This window comes from Empedobacter sp. ULE_I140 (assembly GCF_053482575.1).
The window spans coordinates 1,430,569-1,447,508 of the sequence record NZ_JBQMTX010000001.1 but is presented as its reverse complement, the minus strand read 5'-3'; the positions used below and the strand labels follow the sequence as shown (position 1 = coordinate 1,447,508).

16 protein-coding genes are annotated in these 16,940 nt (G+C 31.2%); 7 read left to right on the top strand and 9 right to left on the bottom strand.

Features of this window, described 5'->3' with window-relative positions; all coding sequences use genetic code 11:
• Positions 1–30: 30 nt before the first annotated feature.
• From ACTS9J_RS06860 to ACTS9J_RS06840, 5 genes are all read right to left on the bottom strand, one after another.
• Complete coding sequence (locus ACTS9J_RS06860; RefSeq protein WP_416410023.1) at positions 31–585, bottom strand: biliverdin-producing heme oxygenase; 555 nt, start codon at positions 583–585, stop codon at positions 31–33.
• A gap of 3 nt (positions 586–588) precedes the next feature.
• Positions 589–2,769, bottom strand: coding sequence for an ATP-binding protein (locus ACTS9J_RS06855; protein ID WP_416410024.1), 2,181 nt, complete (start codon positions 2,767–2,769; stop codon positions 589–591).
• A 46-nt stretch (positions 2,770–2,815) separates the two neighbouring features.
• The gene (locus ACTS9J_RS06850) at positions 2,816–3,517 is read right to left on the bottom strand and encodes a hypothetical protein (RefSeq protein ID WP_291052680.1); all 702 of its coding nucleotides are present in this window, start codon (positions 3,515–3,517) and stop codon (positions 2,816–2,818) included.
• A gap of 178 nt (positions 3,518–3,695) precedes the next feature.
• Positions 3,696–5,582, bottom strand: coding sequence for a S9 family peptidase (locus ACTS9J_RS06845; protein ID WP_291048113.1), 1,887 nt, complete (start codon positions 5,580–5,582; stop codon positions 3,696–3,698).
• Positions 5,583–5,767: 185 nt separating this feature from the next.
• Entirely contained in the window at positions 5,768–6,607 is an 840-nt protein-coding gene (locus tag ACTS9J_RS06840) for a hypothetical protein (protein WP_448353066.1), read from the bottom strand.
• Positions 6,608–6,824: 217 nt separating this feature from the next.
• Here ACTS9J_RS06840 and ACTS9J_RS06835 point away from each other — a divergent pair, with 217 nt between their 5' ends.
• From ACTS9J_RS06835 to ACTS9J_RS06815, 5 genes are all read left to right on the top strand, one after another.
• Positions 6,825–7,703: an IS982 family transposase gene (locus tag ACTS9J_RS06835; protein ID WP_448353065.1), complete on the top strand. Its 879-nt coding sequence runs from the start codon at positions 6,825–6,827 to the stop codon at positions 7,701–7,703.
• Positions 7,704–7,783: 80 nt separating this feature from the next.
• Complete coding sequence (locus tag ACTS9J_RS06830; RefSeq protein WP_125350206.1) at positions 7,784–8,143, top strand: hypothetical protein; 360 nt, start codon at positions 7,784–7,786, stop codon at positions 8,141–8,143.
• Positions 8,144–8,246: 103 nt separating this feature from the next.
• Complete coding sequence (locus ACTS9J_RS06825; RefSeq protein ID WP_038333625.1) at positions 8,247–9,791, top strand: SulP family inorganic anion transporter; 1,545 nt, start codon at positions 8,247–8,249, stop codon at positions 9,789–9,791.
• A gap of 50 nt (positions 9,792–9,841) precedes the next feature.
• Positions 9,842–10,477 (top strand): carbonic anhydrase, encoded by a 636-nt coding sequence (locus tag ACTS9J_RS06820; RefSeq protein ID WP_280051755.1) that lies wholly within the window; start codon positions 9,842–9,844, stop codon positions 10,475–10,477.
• Between the two features lie 162 nt (positions 10,478–10,639).
• Positions 10,640–11,845 carry an IS256 family transposase gene (locus ACTS9J_RS06815; RefSeq protein ID WP_219035089.1) on the top strand — a complete coding sequence of 402 codons (1,206 nt, stop codon included), beginning with the start codon at positions 10,640–10,642 and terminating at the stop codon, positions 11,843–11,845.
• A 48-nt stretch (positions 11,846–11,893) separates the two neighbouring features.
• Here ACTS9J_RS06815 and ACTS9J_RS06810 read toward each other — a convergent pair whose 3' ends face one another.
• The 3 genes from ACTS9J_RS06810 to ACTS9J_RS06800 form a co-directional block, all read right to left on the bottom strand.
• Positions 11,894–12,310, bottom strand: coding sequence for a hypothetical protein (locus tag ACTS9J_RS06810; protein ID WP_286496144.1), 417 nt, complete (start codon positions 12,308–12,310; stop codon positions 11,894–11,896).
• A gap of 7 nt (positions 12,311–12,317) precedes the next feature.
• Entirely contained in the window at positions 12,318–13,100 is a 783-nt protein-coding gene (locus ACTS9J_RS06805; protein ID WP_221854543.1) for a hypothetical protein, read from the bottom strand.
• 450 nt (positions 13,101–13,550) lie between these two features.
• A complete protein-coding gene (locus ACTS9J_RS06800; RefSeq protein ID WP_448353064.1) occupies positions 13,551–14,003 on the bottom strand; it encodes a type I restriction enzyme HsdR N-terminal domain-containing protein in 453 nt (150 codons plus the stop codon).
• A gap of 3 nt (positions 14,004–14,006) precedes the next feature.
• On the opposite strand from ACTS9J_RS06800, the gene holA reads away from it, so the two are divergent.
• Positions 14,007–15,017, top strand: coding sequence for a DNA polymerase III subunit delta (gene holA / locus ACTS9J_RS06795; protein WP_219034745.1), 1,011 nt, complete (start codon positions 14,007–14,009; stop codon positions 15,015–15,017).
• 71 nt (positions 15,018–15,088) lie between these two features.
• A complete protein-coding gene (trxB, locus tag ACTS9J_RS06790; protein ID WP_221854545.1) occupies positions 15,089–16,033 on the top strand; it encodes a thioredoxin-disulfide reductase in 945 nt (314 codons plus the stop codon).
• Between the two features lie 141 nt (positions 16,034–16,174).
• On the opposite strand, the gene ACTS9J_RS06785 is transcribed toward trxB, so the two are convergent.
• A complete protein-coding gene (locus tag ACTS9J_RS06785) occupies positions 16,175–16,822 on the bottom strand; it encodes a 2OG-Fe(II) oxygenase (protein ID WP_219034743.1) in 648 nt (215 codons plus the stop codon).
• Positions 16,823–16,940: the final 118 nt, after the last annotated feature.

Genomic DNA, 16,940 nt, shown 5'->3' with positions numbered 1-16,940 from the left:
CTAAAGAGGTCTTATTTAAAAATATTTTTTCTAAGCAAAACTTATCAAATCTTCGTAGGCTTTTTTTGCCCCTTCAAAAACTTGTTGTTGCTCTTCTTCAGTTGTAAATTCTTGATTAATATAACCAATAAAAGTTTTCCAGATTTGACCAAGGTTTTCGCCGTAATGTCCAAAATAATTGAAACTTTTATTCTCTAAAAAAGGATACTTTTTCAGTGTTTTTGCAATTACATTTCCGCCAAGCATAGAACCTTCTATCACATACAAAGCTCCAATTGCTTCGGCTCTATTTCGAAGATCGAATTGTTTTGGTACATTCAATTCTTCTAAACCCAACTCATTGATATCTTGTTCAATCAAAGACAATTTGTTCAATTTTGTCAACGTTAAATTTTTTAAATCTTTGTCATTCAAAAATTGTTTGATAGAATCTTCATAAGATTTTAGAAAAATATGATTAACCTGCAACATTTTATAGTAATTTTTATCTGTAAATGTGCTGTTAAACAATTTATTCGACTCTAATTTATCTTCAATTTCTTTGTGATAAACCGCTGTTTTTTCTTTTAAATAATCAGATAGCATTCGTTAGATTTTTTTAAATGTTAATATAAAAGTTGTTCCTTCTCCTACTCTACTTTCAAAAGATATATCACCATTCATTCTGTCCATCATTCTATGCGCAATCGAAAGTCCAACTCCGTTTCCAGAAATGTTTCCAGTGTTAGACATTCTGCTAAATAGCTTGAACATTTTATGATAATCTTCTTCTTTTATGCCAATTCCGTTATCTTTTATTTTGAAGATAACTTCTTTATTATTGATTTCAGATGATATTTCAACCTTTGGGTGTTTTGCTTGAGATGAATATTTTATAGCATTACCAATAATATTCAGAAAAACCTCATAAAACATTGTTTTATCCCCCAAAACATTATGTATTTCTTTTACAACAACTTCAGTATTGTTAATCTTATAATACAACAAAACATCGTGTATAATCTTTTCTATGATTGGTTTTGTTTCGATTGTAGACAATACAATTTCTGATTTTTTAGCTTTACTCAACGCCAAAAGATCCTGCATCATTTGTGTCATTCGATCAATTTCTTCAATAACACTTCTTAATCGATCATTTTTAATTTCATCATCTTTCAAACTTCGTTGAAGCATCTGACAATTCAATTTCATCACCGATAATGGTGTGCGTAAATCATGAGAAACTGTATAGGTAAACGAGTCTAATTCGTCATTTATTTCTTTTAACTGTTCATATAAACTCTGAATTTTGAACGACTGTAAATGAAGTGTTTCTATAATTAACTTAATCACTTCTTTCGCTACATATTTCTCCTTATCTAACCAAATAAACGATTTACTCTTAATGTTCTCTTGCCAAATCTTGAAAGAAGTTCGAGGAGAAAAACTATGTATTTCATTGCCATTTATAACATCTACATTTTTAATTTTACTTGGTTCTCCAGCCCAATTTAAGGTTTGAATTTGTTCTTTTTTGAACCAAATTATAAAATGTTCATAAGTTTGATTTAGAAAACAAAACATTACACCAGCCGAATTTGTACTAAGCTTAAGCTCTTGTCCATAATCTAGATTAAAAGTATTCGACGTGAATAAACCTGCTGATTTTCTTTTAAATGCCCATTCTTTTATTCTCAAAATTTCTTCTTTATCTGGCGTTTCGCCTTCTACAAAAACATCGTCAAAATTAACCAATGCAATTCCATCTGCCTTTGTAAGATTAAGTACCTCTTTTAGATTATTATTAATTGATTGCTGAAGATTTTCTTCTGTTAAAAGATTTTCTTTGAGTTTAATCGCTGTTTCATTAAAATAATTTTGAAACTTTAATCGTTCAGTTGTTTTAAAATTTACATAAGTCAATCTTGCTTGACGCGTTAATAATTCGGTTTGCAAACGAACTTGATTTGGAATAAATTTTGGCTTAGAATTCTGACACGCTACAATTCCCCATAATTTCTCGTTAATTACAATAGAAATAGAAAAACTTGCTTCACAATTAGCATTACGCAAATACTGTAGATGTATCGGAGAAAGTGCTCTAACAGAAGAGTACTTCAAGTTAATTTTGTGATAATTTACATTACAAATTAAAATGATTCTTTTACTGTTAACATCTGCAACCAAACGGCTTTTTTTCTCTAAATACAGTTGACGTGCTTGTTTAGGAATATCAAATTCTGGATAACGCAAACCCATATAAGAATCTAATCCCTTATCAATTTCTTCCGCTATAACAACGCCGCTGCCATCTTCCAAAAATTTATATAGCATTACTCTCTCGTAATGAATCAAACTCTTTATAGATGAAATTAACAAATTCCAAGTTGAGCTTATAGACTTTGAGTACAAGATTTGTTCAGAAAAATTATAATAGGCTAATCTGTTTTCTAAAATAATTAATTCTTCTAACTCCAAATAAATCAATTCCTCAAAATGATAGACTGTTAAATGATAAATTTTCGAATTAACTTTTGTATTAGTTCGGTAAAAATCACCTTGTTCTAAATTCAAAACCTCGTCAAAATCAAGCTCAAAATCATGAAGTTGATTAATATGTTGGCTTAATATCTTTTCGGTAGAAATTTCAAATAATTCATCAATATTTTGAGAAAAAAATTCAATTTGATGCGAATTTTTATGAATTCCTATCAAATATCCAAAAGGTTGAATTTCGTTGAGAAACTGAATTTCTTCGTCTTCACAATTTTTGATGATTTGGTTGGTCATATAAATGGTTTAGGAGTAATTATGAATCTAAGTTAAAATTTATTTTTTAATCTTCTTGCCTTTTAATTTTCAGAATATAATTTTCCAACTCTAATTCATCGGTATCCACTAATTCGAAATCACTAAAATGAGTTAAACTTTTCTCAAAAAATGCTGTAACTTTTTCTTTTTCTAACGATGGGTGAACCTTGATTCCGTTGAATTTTATGTTCTTCATATAGACATAAAAATCGTAATCAAAATCGGTTTCTCCTAAATACGTATTAGCAATTTTCCCTTTCCATTTGATATCAAAAACACCAAATTCTTCTGTATCTAGAAACGTAATTTCGTGCTGTGCAACCGTGTCATTTCCTAACATCGAAATACCAAAAGCAAGGTTTTCAGGTTCGTCCAAATTCACTGGAAGTGAATCAATTTCGAATGTTTTTCTATTCAGTTGATTAAAATCTAATTGTGCTTCGTTTTCAATCTTTATTCCTTTGTTGTTCCAATATGTACTCGAGATGATTGCGTGATCATAATTAATCCAAAGTTGCTTTTCGGCATTCTCTTGAGAAATGTCATCTATTTCATCCAAATCATCTTTATATTCTTCTTCTTCGTCATAATTATCTGACTCTAAATGAAGATCCATCCAAAGGTCAAAATTTTCATCAAGGCGAGCACTCCAAACAAAATCTATTACTTTGTGTCCGTTTGTAAATGGGCTATTCGAAAAATATATTTTGTTATTATCCTTACTCATAAATTGGGTTTTGACTTATGTTTTTGAATTTACAACGATTATTCTACTCTACAAAATTTAAAAAAATAATTGGTTCGTTTATTAGATATTGTCATTGATTTTCAAAGAAATAAAAAAAGTGCAATTTCTATAGAAATTGCACTTTTAAATTATAGTTATGATTTATAAATCAATTGAATTACAAGGTTTCTTTTAACCATTTGAAAAATTCTGTATGCCAAATCACAGAATTTTGTGGTTTTAATACCCAGTGATTTTCTTCAGGGAAATAAATAAAACGAGATTTGATTCCTTTCAATTGTAAAATTTGATAAGCCTCTTGCCCTTGTCCCATTGGCACACGATAATCATGACCTCCAACATAAATTAACATTGGCGTATTCCATTTATTTACTAATTCTGTACTACTTGGATCAAATTTAGAGTACGTTTTTTGCGCAGCTTTGTTATTTGTTTCCCACCAAGCGCCACCAGCGTCCCAGTTTGTAAAGAAAATTTCTTCTGTAGTTCCGTACATCGATTTCAAATCGAAAACACCATTATGTGCAATAAAAGATTTGAAACGACCTTCGTGAATACCTGCTAAATAATAAACAGAATATCCTCCGTAAGATGCACCAACAGCACCACGACGATCTTTATCTACATAATATTCCTTCGAGATATCATCAATCGCAGCCAAATAATCTTGCATTACTTGTCCTCCCCAATCTTTAGAAATTTGCTCATTCCACTCTACTCCATGACCTGGCATTCCACGACGGTTTGGCGCAATTACAATATACCCTTGTGCTGCCATTAATTGGAAATTCCAACGAGGAGAATAAAATTGAGTTAAAGCAGATTGTGGTCCACCTTGACAATACAATAAAGTTGGGTATTTTTTATTCGGATCGAAATTTGGCGGATAAATTACCCATGCAAACATTTCTTTTCCGTCTGTTGTTTTAATTTTACGTGCTTTTACATCACTCAACGCAATATTATCGAAGATATCTTTGTTTTCGTTTGTTAATTGAGTTAATGCTCCAGATTTCAAATCAACTACATAAATTTCTGCAGCGTGATTGATATCTGTTTTTGTAACAATTGCTTTATTACCAACAATTTCTTTGATGTCTGCAATGTCAAAATCACCTTTTGTAATTTGTTTGATAAAAGGCATTTTTCTCATTTTGAAGTTTACATCAACCTCAAATAATTGAATTGTTCCTCCTACTGGTGCATTGAAATAAATTTTGTTACCATCATTGCTCCATTTATAACCTTGTACGGTTCCGTCCCAATGTTTTGTAATATTCATTTCGATATCACCACGACGAACGATTAAGTCATTTTTATCTGCCTCGTAACCATCGCGCTCCATGCTCAAAAACGCAAAATCTCCTTGAGAAGAAAAACTTGGTGTATTGTCATAACCCATTTTTCCTTCCGTGATATTTTTCGTCGTTTTCGTTGCTAAATCGTATTGATAAATATCTGTATTTGTGCTTAATGCGTAATCTGTTCCGAATTTCTTCTTAGAAACATACAAAACTTTTGTTCCATCTGGCGTCCAAACAAATTCTGAAACAGAATATGGTTCGTCTTTTAAAACATCAATTTTAGTTGAACCTTCTTTATTTTCTGACACAAATAAATGATCGTAATTTCCATCATTCCAAGTATCCCAATGTCTGTAATTTAATTCATTATAAATCTGCACATTCGATTTGTCCATTTCTGGATAATAATCAGAACCAAAAACCTTTTGTAATTTAACTTTATCAGTTTCTGCTTTATATTGTTGAGATTTATTCAACGATTCATCAGCCAAAAGCGTTTTATAATCTTCGATTTCCGAAGCTTTTCCTCCTGCCAACGAAATCATATATGTTTTCGATGTGTCTTCTTGTGTTTTTACGTTAGTAGAAGTTACTTTATAAATCAGATTTTTTTGATCTTTCGTTACTCCAACTGGAGCTACTTTTTTTACTTGCCAAAGAAGTTCTGGCGTCATTACTTTTTGTCCCATTGCTGTTGTCGATATCAAGATACTTGCGACTAATACAGAAAATCTATTCATGTTAATTTCAAATCTAAATAATTGTAAAAGTAACAATTCTTTATGGAGAAAGGTAAAATTTATAATTAAAAAAAGACATCATCCAGTACAAATTGTACTTAAATGATGTCTCCGCTAATAATTTTTTTCAAATCGTCTAATCGATTCTTAAAATTAGGCTATATATTTTATATTAAACTACTTAATTAAAAGTTTAACTTATTTTTATGAGTAAAAACTGGAATAATTGCTCCAAAAACTAAGTTTTGTTGGGAGAACATAATATCCTGTTTTGCTTTATCAGCTTTGTTTGCAGTTGTACGAATATCACTCAAGTTAGCATATCCACCCTTTAATTCGGCCTGTACAAAGAAATAATCCCAAAAAGTAAAGTTAATCCCAACCATTGCAGCTGTTGCAAAACCTGCTAAGTGAAACTCATCATAACGTTCATTACCCATCAATTTTACGTTAGAACGTGGATATAAAATCCCTGCTCCCAAACCAGCTGTTACGTTAACATCGATTCCTTTTCCATTTTTTGTGATTGGGAAATGTTGAATATTATCAAAACGACGAACCTCTAAATTAGCATAGTTCAAACCATCTGTATGCTCAAACGTTAAGAAATCTTCTGTTAATTTTTGATCGACATTATTATATGTTCCATCGTAATCTGAACCTGTATTGATGTGACCATTCATTTTTACAACTTGATCTTGATCCATCACATATTTCATGTGGTCAATCCCGAAAGAGATATTCCAATTATCCGAAACAAAGTAACCTAAACGGAAGTTATATTGCGGAATCGTCATAGAACTTGGATTGAAATACTTGATTCCAAAGGAAGTTTGACGGTCATGAGCTGCTACATTATCCAACGTAAAATCGTATCCATCTCCTTTGAACTGAATATCTGATTTTGTATACTGCGCGTGATTCCAACCCCAATAAATATAAAATTTACCTTTATTATTTTTTCCTTGCCCGAAAGTAGTTGCAACCAAAGCAACTAAAAACATTACACTTATATACTTTCTCAAAATTTAACTTTTTGCAAATCTATTCTTAAAAAAATTGAGTAAAAATGATTTATGATATCAATTTTATATCTAGACAATATTTAAAATCAATAAACATTGTTAAGCGTCATAAAATAAAATGATAAATATTTACCCGTTGTGCATTTTGATTAATAAAGAATAAAGTTGTTCATTTGATTGAAAATCAGTAAATTGTTTTAACTACAAAACATTTACAATGAACAACTTACTTGCAAATTACGAAAGAATATTGGAAGTTCTACGGAAAATATCAACAGATACACTTTTAATTTATCAACGTAGAAGACCTAAACTTTTTGATTTAGAACTCATCAGTCTTGTCTTAACCGCTGAATTTATGGGTATTGATAGTGAAAATCATTTATTTCGAAATCTTCCTAATGCGTTAAGTTGTAAAATTGAGCGTAGTATTTACAATCGTAGAAAACGTAAATTATCAGAGCAAATTAATAGTATTCGCCTCAAATTAGCGAAAGAATTTAATGAATTTGAAAATTGTTTCATAGTTGATAGTATGCCGTTGGAAGTGTGTAAAATAGCAAGAATTAATCGCTCGAAAATTTGCAAAGAACATCAGTATAGTGCACCAAATAGAGGTTTTTGTGCTTCTCAGCAAATGTCTTTTTATGGCTATAAACTTCATGCTATTTGTTCTTTAAATGGTGTTTTCCAGAGTATTGATATCAGTCCCGCATCTGTTCATGACATTCATTTTTTGAAAGATGTTAAAACTCAAATGTATGATTGTTTGCTACTTGGAGACAAAGGATATTTGTCACAAACAATTCAAATTGACTTATTTAATGAAGCTAATATTCGATTAGAAACTCCGAAAAGATCCAATCAAAAAGATTATAAACCTCAGTTTTATCCATTTAAAAAGTATCGAAAAAGAATTGAAACGTTATTTTCTCAACTATGTGATCAGTTTATGATTAGACGTAATTATGCAAAGACTTTCGAAAGGTTTAAAACCAGAATTCTAGCTAAAATTACTGCACTTACTGTGGTTCAGTACATTAATAAAACATACTTTAATCGAAATATTAATAAGCTAAAAACCCAAATTATTTAAAATGCACAACGGGTAAATATTTATTAAAAATGATATCCTCTATTTTGTAATTAAAAATTAAAATATATTTTTGTGACATAATGAAAGACTACCTGATAAAACATAGCATCGGAATTTTTTTCACGCTTCTTTTGGTGTTCAGTACGAACATGCAAGGGTTGGCGGGCTATATGGATTATCAGATGAGATTGGAGCAGCAAGACGAAAAAGATTCTTCTGACAATGATCAAAAAGCTTTGTTTTCTCAAACTTCAACTGAAGAAGAAAATAATCAGAAAAATTCTTCGAGCGAAATTACAGAAAAAATACATTATTTCCACGAAATAAAATTGTTTACATTTTTTAATGTGAAACAAATTACATATTCGGATTTTCATCATTCTAATGCATATGCATCTTTAGATAATGGTGTGACAACTCCACCTCCTGAATTAGTTTAATTTTTTAATTGATTTTTTGCATCATCCTATTCAAATCTATTGAATGGATAGCAAATTTATTTTTATCATTTCAAATTATTAAATAATTCATTTTAAAACTATTATGAATCTTTTTCAAAATTGGAAAAAGGACATACCTGCGAGTATTGTTGTCTTTTTCGTAGCATTGCCTTTATGTTTAGGTGTTGCGTTGGCCAGTGGTGCGCCTTTATTTGCCGGAATTATTGCGGGAATTGTAGGAGGAATTGTTGTTGGTCTTATTTCTAAATCTCAAATTGGTGTTTCTGGTCCTGCGGCTGGTTTGGTCGTTATTGTATTAACTGCTATTACAGATTTGGGTGCTTACGAACTATTTTTAGTCGCGGTTGTTATCGCCGGAATTTTTCAAATATTACTAGGTATTCTAAAAGCCGGAGTTATTGGTTATTACTTTCCATCTTCGGTGATTAAAGGAATGTTATGTGCGATTGGTATTTCAATTTTCTTGAAACAAATTCCATTAGCGTTAGGCTATACAGAAACATTTAGTTTTAGTAATTTTAGTTTAGATTTTATCACGCCAGGAGCCATTATTATTACAGCAATCTCTTTATTTATCTTGATTGTTTGGGATAATATTTTAGGAAAAAAATCAAACTTTTTCAAATTATTACCAGGATCATTAGTAGCTGTATTAGTAGGTATTTTGTACCAAGTTACAATTGGTGATACCAACCACGAAGTATTTTCTATCGACCACAATTTATTAGTAAAAGTTCCTGTTCCTGAAAGTGTTTCAGATTTCTTAGGACAATTTACTATGCCCGATTTCGCCTCTGGATTAACAAATCCTATGGTTTGGCAAGTTGCATTTACCATCGCAATTGTAGCGTCATTAGAGACTTTATTATCTGTAGAAGCAACTGATAAATTAGATCCTTTAAAGCGTCAAACACCTACAAATCGAGAATTGATTGCACAAGGTGTCGGAAACTCTTTAGCTGGTTTAATTGGAGGTTTACCTGTTACGCAAGTTATTGTACGTTCATCTGCAAATGCAATGAGTGGCGGGCTTACAAAACTTTCTACAATTACGCACGGTGTTTTATTATTAGTGAGTGTGATCTCTATTCCAATGTTTTTAAATTTAATTCCAAATGCGGTTTTAGCTTCTATTCTATTGGTTATTGGATACAAATTAGGTAATCCGAAACAATTCTTGGATATGAAAAAATTAGGAAAAGATCAGTTAATTCCGTTCGCAGTAACAGTTATTGCAATTTTGGCAACAGATTTATTAAAAGGTATCATCATTGGTCTTATTGTTGGTGTAGTGGTTTCGTTAATCAAATCTTACAATAACTCGCACGTAATGTTGGTAAAAGAAGGAAATGTTTTCCATATGAATTTTGCTGAGGAGGTAACGTTTGTAAACCGCGGTGCAATTGTAAAAGAATTAGATGGTTTGAAACCTGGTTCTAATCTTGAATTAGATGTTAGAAAAACTCGTATTCTAGATTATGATATTATCGAATATTTAGATGAATTTAAAGTAAAAGCAAAAAATAATAATATTAATATTCGACTAATTTCCGAACGTGGAACAGTAGATAATCCTCCATCGTTTAGAGAATTCTTTGGTTACGTTTTAGTAGCTGGAGCGCATTAATCTGTAAAAAACATATAAAAATTAAAACACACACAATAAAATTAAATATAATGAAAGCACATACATCAGAAACTCAAGCAACAACAACTCCAGATAAAGCGTTAGAATTTTTAAAAGAAGGAAATGCAAGATTTGTTCAAAATTTAAAAGCGAACAGAGATTTACTTTCACAAGTGAATGACACAAGAGAGGGACAATGGCCGTTTGCGGTTGTTTTAAGCTGTATTGATAGCCGTACTTCTGCGGAACTTATTTTCGATCAAGGTTTAGGAGATATTTTTAGTGTACGAATTGCTGGTAATTTCGTTAATCAAGATATTTTAGGTTCGATGGAATTCGGAACAAATGTGGCTGGCTCTAAATTGATTGTTGTCTTAGGACACTCTAAATGTGGCGCTTTGAAAGGCGGATTAGACGCTGAAGCAATTCACAAAACTGGAATGAATAATTTGTGTCATTTGGTTGATCATTTCAATCCAATTATCGACGAAATTATAAAAGATGGTGAAGAACGTTCTTCTAAAAATGCAGATTTATTAGAAAGATTAAATCACCAAAACGTTATACAAACAATAGAAGATATTCGTAACCAAAGTACAACCTTGAATACCTTAGAAAAAGAAGGGAAAATCAAGATAATAGGTGCAAACTACTGTGTAGATTCAGGCGTTGTAACTTGGTTATAAAACAATTAATTCTTTAGATATTTTTTAGTAATGTAAAAGCCACTCTGCGAGTGGCTTTTGTTATTTAATTGGCAATATCCAAAAAACTGTGTAAACATAAATTAAGGTGGGTTTAGTAACTCACCTTATTTATTTTATTAAATTTATAAAACACAGTTTATTATGAAAAAATCTGTAGCCCAATTCATCCAAGATCAAGGTCATTTAGAAGGGATCAAAACCCAAGAAGATCTAAGTAAATTATTAAAAGAATTGCATTCTGATTTATTAGAAGCCATGCTACAAGGCGAACTTGAAGCCCATTTAGGTTACTCAAAAAATGAGAAAAGTGACAATTCCAATGCACGTAATGGCACAACTTCAAAACGTTTAAAAAGCGAATATGGGGAATCTACAATAGAGGTTCCTCGAGATCGAGAAGGAAGTTTTGATCCAATTATTGTCCCAAAACATCAATCCAAATCAGTTTCTGTTGAAAATATGGTTATTTCGTTATACGCTAAAGGTCTAAGTGTTTCGGATATTGAGCAGGAACTTTACGAATTATACGGCTATAAACTCTCTACATCAGCAATATCCATCATTACTGATAAAGTAAATAGTCAAGTTTTGGATTGGCAAAATCGTCCTCTAGAATCTATTTATTGCATTGTTTGGATGGATGGCATTGTGTTTAAAGTTCGTCAAGGCGGAAAAGTAATCAATAAAACGATTTATCTAGCTGTTGGTTTAAACCGTGAAGGTCACAAAGAAATCCTTGGAATGTGGCTTGGAGAGAACGAATCTGCTGCTTTTTGGCAAGGTGTGATGACGGATTTAAAAGCGCGTGGCGTAGAAGATATTTTGGTTACAGTAACTGATAATTTAAACGGATTTACACAATCTATAACCAATATTTTCCCTCAAGCGAACACACAAATTTGCGTGGTTCACCAGATTAGAAACTCTGCTCGATACGTAGTCTGGAAGGATAAAAAAGAATTTACCTCAGACATGAAACTCATTTACAATGCGCCAAACAGAGAGATGGCTGCTTTAGAATTAGATCGTTTTGCAGAAAAATGGATTCAAAAATATCCCTACGCAATGCAATCTTGGAGAAATAATTGGGACGAATTAACTGTATTTTTTGACTTTCCTATTGAAATCAGAAAAATTATTTACACCACCAACCTTATCGAAAATTTGAATGGAAAAGTCCGAAAATATACCAAAAATAAACTAGTATTCCCAACAGATGACGCGCTCAAAAAGTCAGTTTATCTATCGTTAATGCAAATCTCAAAAAAATGGACACAACCAATTCATAATTGGGGAATAATTTTAAATCAATTTTTAACTATATTTGAAAAAAGGGTTCAACTATAAAAAAGTCAAACCCACCTGAAATATATTTACACAAAATTTTGGACAGTGTCATTTAATTAAATCTATAGTTTCTATTTTATAACCATCATAAAATATTCTATAATTATTTAATTTGTTTTTAATAATCCATTTAACATCATTCAAAACAAAATTATCTTCTAAAGCTCTAATAATATATCTATCATCAATATAAATTTCTAAAAATTTATCATCAAATAGTTTAACATTCGAAATATCCAATGACACTAACTCAAATAATTCATTATTATCAATATTAAAATTTGTAATCTTATTAAATATTTTACATCCAGATACAAATTCTATTATTACTTCAACAATTTTATCATAATAAATTGATTTATTACTAATTGAAAACTTAAACGATAAAATACCCGAATATTCAATTGAATACAAACTTGCATTCAATAATAATTTATTTAGTGTATATTCTATTTCTTCATTCATTATTAAATTAGTTTTCGTTTTTATAATGGTTTAAATGAAATGGTATCACTCCTTTTTTAATCAGTTCGGATTTTATTTTATCTGCGTAATTATTCGCAAACTTTTCCTTTTCCTTTTTCGGAAGATTTACATGAATATCATTTCGTCTCTCCCATTCATCAAATTCTTCATCCTCATGACCTGGTTTTTCTACTTGTTCTAAATAATGCACATAATGACCAAATTCGTGTAGTAATGTTCTATATAACTGTGTATTTCTTGCAAATTCAGGTTCTATTTTAGATGTAAAATATTTATTACTTTCTTCAAATATATGTCCATCATTTTTAAGTATTTCGAATTCTTTTCGTTCATCAACTGATAGCTTTTTACTCCAAATTAATTGTGAATCTTTATCTATAGATTCTAAAATAATAGCAGGAAAATCTTCTTTCTCGAATTCGTATAAATAAACTAATCTTCCCCAAACACTCGAAATAATTTGCTCCTTTCGCTTTGGTTGTCTCAAAACTATAAATTTTAATTCTCCATAATCCTCAACAGGTATATTTGAAATAATTTTTACAATATCATTTATTGAACATGCGTGAACAGAATTTAGTCTTGTATCTTCCACTACAAACACAAATTCATGATTATTAATAATTCTACTCTCTTTTTTATAAGTTGTTAGTTTTTCATAAAAAGATTGGTAACTACCATATGGAGTAGAAATCGTCAACTTATTATTCTTACTAAAACCCTGTTTGGCAGTACCTATATTTCTATTTCTTCTTGAAGGATTAAACAAATTACTTCTTTGTTAATAAAGTTAAACCATTTCACAAAATAAACTACATTTTCCATGTAATACACTAAGCTAACTACCTAATTTACTCAGCAAACTTACTTAAACACTTAGCTGACGACGTTCTGAACCTAGTCAGCTTCCAAATTTACTAAGTTGACGGTCTCTTTTACCAAGCTGGCTTGGTTACGAACCAAGAAAACGAGGTAACCTAACCCCAAATTTGACGTTCCTGACATTGTCAGCTAAGTTCTGGACGTAATCAACTAGGTATAAAACCTCATCAGCTTACTAAAATACAAAGCTAGCTTACTTCGGAACGTAATCAGCTTGCTTCAGAACCACGTCGACTACGTTCGGGACGTGGTCAGCTACGTTTGAAACGTAGTCAAGATCCATTAAAATCGCTCGAATTGACAAATTTTCACATCAACACATTAGCTCATTTTCAAATTATCCTTTCTTCGGCAACTCTTTCAAGAAATTATATCTTTTTTGAACAAAATCCATCATACAATAAAAATGATTCAAACCATTTGTTACCATCAACAATTGAGAACCTAACACAATGTTGTAACGCGCTATTTGATCAAAAGTTGCTTGCGAAATTGCAATATTCGGCGCTTTACATTCCACCATAATAAATGGTTTTTCTTGCTGATAAACGACAATATCTGCACGTTTTCGCATTCCTGTAATATCAATTGCAACTTCCAACGCAATCGCCGAAGTTGAATAACCCAAATCGTTGATTAAATAATTCAGAACGTGTTGCCTAACCCATTCTTCGGGCGTATAGACCAACCATTTTTTTCGAATCAAACAAAAGATATACAATTTATCTTGGACTTGTTTCAATCTTATTTGGTATTTTTCGGAAAAATTTAATTGTACTAATTCAGTCATTGTATGAGTCCTGTAGAATCTTTGATCAAAGATATAAAAAACAAAAACTATAAACCGATTTACTTCTTGGCGGGCGACGAGCCGTTTTTCATCGATCAGGTAACTGATTTGTTGGAAGCAAATATTTTAACAGAAGAAGAAAAAGGTTTTAACCAAACAATAGTTTATGGACAAGATGTAGAAGTTGGACAATTGATTGGAATGGCGCGTCAATACCCGATGGGTGCAGAAAAATCTGTAGTGATTGTAAAAGAAGCGCAACATCTTAGCCGTTCGATAGATCAGTTGGAAATGTATGCAAATCAAGTACAAGATTCGACGGTTTTAATCATCAATTACAAAGGAAATTCACTTGATAAACGCAAGAAAATCTATAAAGTTCTGAATGAAAAAGGGTATTACCACGAATTCAAAAAGATTTATGAAAGCGAGTTACCTTCTTGGATAGAACAAAAAGTTGCAGCTAATCAATTTAAGATTGAACCAAAAGCAAAGTTTTTGTTGACGGAGTATGTCGGAGCAGATTTATCTCGTTTGAACAATGAATTAGAAAAACTCTTTACAATTGTTGGCGCGGATAAAACTATCACACCAAATCATATTGAGGAACATATTGGGATTAGTAAAGATTATAATGTTTTTGAACTTCGCAATGCAATCGAAACGAAGAACATCGAAAAAGCATTCAAAATCATTAAATATTTCGAGAAAAATCCGAAGGATAATCCGTACGTCGTTTCAATCACAACAATTTTTAATCTGTTTACAAACATCATTCAAATACATGTTACGCCAGATAAATCGAAGCAAAATTTGGCGAAAGTATTAGGAATTAATCCGTATTTTGTACAAGGAATGATGACAGCTGCAAGTAATTATCCGCTAAAAAAAGCTACGAGAATTATCTCATTTATACGTGAATATGATTTGAAAGGAAAAGGTGTTGGAACTACTGGAAATGTGACGCCAAGCCAATTATTAATTGAATTAGTGTATAAAATTATGAATCTATAATTTTCATCTATTTATAGAATCGAGAAAAATAAATAAGAAATACTAAATTTGTAAAAAAATAAAACAACACAATGGAAAATAACGTAAGAGATGTTATCATAATAGGATCTGGACCTGCGGGTTATACAGCGGGAATTTATGCTGCACGCGCGAACATGAATCCTTTGATTTTAACTGGTATGGAGCCAGGTGGACAATTAACAACAACAACGGATGTTGAGAATTTCCCAGGTTATCCAGAAGCAGTTACAGGACCAGAATTGATGGCTGATTTACAAAAACAAGCAGAGCGTTTTGGAACTGAAATAAAATACGAATATGTAACGGAAGTAACTTTTGGAGAAAAAGAAGGTGATGTACATACTGTAAAATCGAACAATGGAACTTACCAAGCTCGTTCTATTATTATTTCGACAGGTGCAACTGCGAAATATTTAGGTTTAGATGATGAAACTAAATACGCTGGTAGCGGAGTTTCAGCTTGTGCAACTTGCGATGGTTTCTTTTACCGCGGTAAAGATGTTGCGGTAGTTGGTGGTGGTGATACCGCTGCTGAAGAAGCAACTTACTTATCAAAACTTTGTAACAAGGTTTATTTATTGGTTCGTAAAGAGGAAATGCGCGCGTCTAAAGCGATGCAAGATCGTGTTGCAAATACACATAATTTAGAGGTTTTATATAACCACGAATTAATTGGTTTGGAAGGAAACAATGTTGTTGAAAAAGCGAAAATCATCAACAATGTTACAAACGAAGAAAAAGAATTAATCGTTGATGGAGTTTTTATCGCGATTGGACATAAACCAAATACAGAATTATTCCAAGGGAAATTGGATATGGACGAAACGGGATATTTAATCACGCAAGATCGTTCGTACAAAACAAATGTAGCAGGTGTTTTTGCTGCTGGTGATGTGCAAGATTCTGTTTACAGACAAGCAATTACTGCTGCTGGATCTGGTTGTGCTGCTGCATTAGACGCAGAACGTTATGTAGCAGAATTCTTTGAAGCTTAATTATATTTTTAATAACATATCAAAAAAACTCAACCAATTGGTTGAGTTTTTTTGATTCTTATTGTCTAAATCGTTCAAATTGATGCCAATATTTATCTAATGTAAATAGAAATTGAAATCTCGAAGCAACTACAGATTTTATTACAAATATGTCAAAATATTTCCTCTGGTTTTCAACCAACCTGTGATACTATATCTTGGTCGATTAACAGTTTTTACTTCGTGCGGAATAGTTTTACTATCAAAAACAGCCAAACGACCAGCAAGAGGTAAAATATCTAATTCTTTTTCAGCCTTATTTTCATCTGCCAAATACAAGGTCAATTGTCCGCCAAATTCATCTTTCCACTCTTCATCATTCAAATACAATACAATAGAAAGTGTGCGTCTATCATCATTCTTAAAAGCATCAACATGTTTTTGGTAAAATGTCCCTTCGGGATAAATAGCGTAATGAAATTCACTTTCCTCAATGCCCATGTAGCATGTTAAATTGAGATAGTCAATAAAATCATTGATTTTTGAGAAAAAAATTTCTTCCGTTTCTGTTTTATTTTCTTCATCAATCCATCTGATTTTATCGCCTCTGATTGATTTTATAATTTGTTCGTTAACCGAACTTCCGACAGCAGCTTGATGAAAATCTTTTTTATTTTCTTTTCGAATTATAGCTTCGCGAAGTTGCTTTGTTTCCTCTGTTGAGAAAAAAAAGTCTGAAATAGAGTATTTTTGATTTGATAAGTCATCAATAATCTTTTCATAAATTGGGTTTAATGTAATATTACTCATTCATTATTATGAAAACTTCAGTAAAAGTATATTTTATTACGAAAAACATAATCATATTTTTAAGTTTTTTTTCAAAAAAAGGACATAAAAAATCTGTCCTCAAAAAATAGTTTTAATT

Bases quoted from the DNA above. Each gene is read 5' to 3' on its own strand.
- ACTS9J_RS06860 (WP_416410023.1), bottom strand. From the start codon at position 585: ATGCTATCTGATTATTTAAAAGAAAAAACAGCGGTTTATCACAAAGAA.
- ACTS9J_RS06855 (WP_416410024.1), bottom strand. From the start codon at position 2,769: ATGACCAACCAAATCATCAAAAATTGTGAAGACGAAGAAATTCAGTTT.
- ACTS9J_RS06850 (WP_291052680.1), bottom strand. From the start codon at position 3,517: ATGAGTAAGGATAATAACAAAATATATTTTTCGAATAGCCCATTTACA.
- ACTS9J_RS06845 (WP_291048113.1), bottom strand. From the start codon at position 5,582: ATGAATAGATTTTCTGTATTAGTCGCAAGTATCTTGATATCGACAACA.
- ACTS9J_RS06835 (WP_448353065.1), top strand. From the start codon at position 6,825: ATGAACAACTTACTTGCAAATTACGAAAGAATATTGGAAGTTCTACGG.
- ACTS9J_RS06830 (WP_125350206.1), top strand. From the start codon at position 7,784: ATGAAAGACTACCTGATAAAACATAGCATCGGAATTTTTTTCACGCTT.
- ACTS9J_RS06825 (WP_038333625.1), top strand. From the start codon at position 8,247: ATGAATCTTTTTCAAAATTGGAAAAAGGACATACCTGCGAGTATTGTT.
- ACTS9J_RS06820 (WP_280051755.1), top strand. From the start codon at position 9,842: ATGAAAGCACATACATCAGAAACTCAAGCAACAACAACTCCAGATAAA.
- ACTS9J_RS06815 (WP_219035089.1), top strand. From the start codon at position 10,640: ATGAAAAAATCTGTAGCCCAATTCATCCAAGATCAAGGTCATTTAGAA.
- ACTS9J_RS06810 (WP_286496144.1), bottom strand. From the start codon at position 12,310: ATGAATGAAGAAATAGAATATACACTAAATAAATTATTATTGAATGCA.
- ACTS9J_RS06800 (WP_448353064.1), bottom strand. From the start codon at position 14,003: ATGACTGAATTAGTACAATTAAATTTTTCCGAAAAATACCAAATAAGA.
- holA (WP_219034745.1), top strand. From the start codon at position 14,007: ATGAGTCCTGTAGAATCTTTGATCAAAGATATAAAAAACAAAAACTAT.
- trxB (WP_221854545.1), top strand. From the start codon at position 15,089: ATGGAAAATAACGTAAGAGATGTTATCATAATAGGATCTGGACCTGCG.
- ACTS9J_RS06785 (WP_219034743.1), bottom strand. From the start codon at position 16,822: ATGAGTAATATTACATTAAACCCAATTTATGAAAAGATTATTGATGAC.